This is a genomic window from Thiolapillus sp., from assembly GCF_048562965.1.
Taxonomy (GTDB): domain Bacteria; phylum Pseudomonadota; class Gammaproteobacteria; order Chromatiales; family Chromatiaceae; genus Thiolapillus; species Thiolapillus brandeum_A.
In genome coordinates this window covers 1-1,987 of sequence record NZ_JBHNMF010000577.1, presented here as the reverse complement: position 1 = coordinate 1,987, position 1,987 = coordinate 1, and the positions used below count along the sequence as shown (strand labels likewise).

Annotated in this window: 2 protein-coding genes; one reads left to right on the top strand and one right to left on the bottom strand. The window is 49.9% G+C overall.

Features of this window, described 5'->3' with window-relative positions; all coding sequences use genetic code 11:
• Positions 1 to 1,065, top strand: a 1,065-nt coding sequence (locus ACOCD2_RS17905; RefSeq protein ID WP_419625850.1) for a DNA-processing protein DprA, incomplete at its 5' end; no start/stop codon positions are given.
• Between the two features lie 33 nt (positions 1,066 to 1,098).
• Here ACOCD2_RS17905 and ACOCD2_RS17900 read toward each other — a convergent pair.
• Positions 1,099 to 1,878 (bottom strand): hypothetical protein, encoded by a 780-nt coding sequence (locus tag ACOCD2_RS17900; RefSeq protein WP_295437507.1) that lies wholly within the window; start codon positions 1,876 to 1,878, stop codon positions 1,099 to 1,101.
• Positions 1,879 to 1,987 lie beyond the last annotated feature (109 nt).

Below are 1,987 nucleotides of genomic sequence, written 5' to 3'. Positions count from 1 at the left end.
CGCTTCGGCAAGAGCGACTCGGGCGCCAACAAGCCACTGACGCCAAAGGAGTATGGCCGCTTTGCAGAATGGCTGCGCTTGCATTCGCTGACCCCTGAGCGGTTGTTGAGCGGCGATTTGCAGGAACTGTTACAGGGCTGGCAGGACAAGACGGTGATGGTTGAACGGGTTGGCGCGTTACTGGACAGAGGTTCCGCACTAGCGCTGTCGATGGAGAAATGGTTGCGCGCCGGCCTTTGGGTGATGACCCGCTCGGACCCTGACTATCCCCGCAGACTGAAACAGCACCTTCGCAGTGATTCCCCGGCCGTGCTGTTTGGTTGTGGCAACAGGGCCTTGTTGAATAGCGGCGGCCTAGCCGTGATCGGCTCTCGCAAGGTTTCCCAGGATGATCTGGTTTACAGCAGCCGGATCGGCGAGATGGCATCCAATACGGGGGTTTCCATTGTTTCCGGTGGTGCACGGGGTGTCGATGAGACCGCCATGCTTGGCGCGCTCGGTGCAGAAGGCACAGCAGTTGGCGTGCTGGCCGACAGCTTGCTGCGTGCATGTTCCAGCGGAAAATACCGGCGCGCTCTGATGGAAAACAATCTTGTCCTCGTTTCTCCATTCAATCCAGAAGCCGGCTTCAATACCGGCAATGCGATGGCGCGCAACAAATATATTTACTGCCTCGCCGATGCAGCGCTGGCGATCCACTCCGGCAAGAAAGGAGGCACCTGGAGCGGCGCACAGGAAGATCTGAAAAGAGGCTGGGTGCCGCTATGGGTTAAACAAACCGATGATCCTGAAGCCGGCAATAAAGCATTGATGGCGGCCGGGGCTATGGAAGCGCCTAGCGACATTGGCGCTGTCAGTATCGAGACATTTTTCCAAGTAGCGAATGAGCCATCCAGAAGTGACGAAGATCTGTTCAGTGCTGCCCCATCAAGTGTCGGAGTGGTTCCGACCGAGATTGGTGCACCGGAAAGCCATGCGCCCCTGGCTGATGCACTAACCGCTGTCGAAGAAGATCGGCCTGTTGTTTCTGGCGGTGATTTGGGCGCAATAGTGTCTGATACCTGAATCCGTATGTTCAAATACGGATTCAGGCTCTAGTCAACCTGATATCCACTCTTTTATCTTATGGTATACTTTAATCATATAGGCACCTGGAATCTGAGCAAAAAGCCCAAACAAAAATGTGATGATGGCAGCCAGCCATAAACTATCAATATACGCAATAACCAAACCTACAACCATGGACCCTATTACTACCCCAGCACGAGCTGCATCAAACTGTGGAACTCCGTATATGGTATATGGGGCCACACGAAACTTTAGCGTTACGCCTGGATGCAGCATATCAAGCCAAATTGACGGGGCTGCTTCGGAACTAGCTGCATTTAGATAATGGAACCGCACTATCTGACCACGATTCATGGTCGGAATAAGGTACTCCCGACGGCCACGATAAAGGCTTAGCTGATATTCTGTCGGTTTCCCACCTTCAGGGACGCTTATCTGCGTAGAATATTTATCAGTGTAACCAAGAACATGAATAGAACCCTCAATTTCGGTTTCTTCAGCCAGAAGCGTGGTATCGTCGGTGAACACACACACAGTAACTGATTCGTAGTCTTTTGAGCTTTTGTTAATGAGTTCTATTGTTGATAAATATAAGTGATTTACGGGATTATTATTCCACGTTACTTGGACAGAACCATATATAGGATTATTATCTATTGAGGAACCCAGCTTGTTATGTTGCGTAAAGTAGGTAAACAAACCTCTCTTTTTTAGAATCTTCTGACCGCCCAACGCAAGTAGAATTCCAATCACTCCTGACACAAAGGAAAAGATATATTGATTGTCCAGTAATGTTGCCATATAGGTCATTTTTTCCTCTTTGCCGTTTTGAGTGGAATTTCCTCAGAAACTAGTACATCGACCACGTTCAAATGACGGATACCACATGCAATATGCGGTATAATAAGCAAGATACATG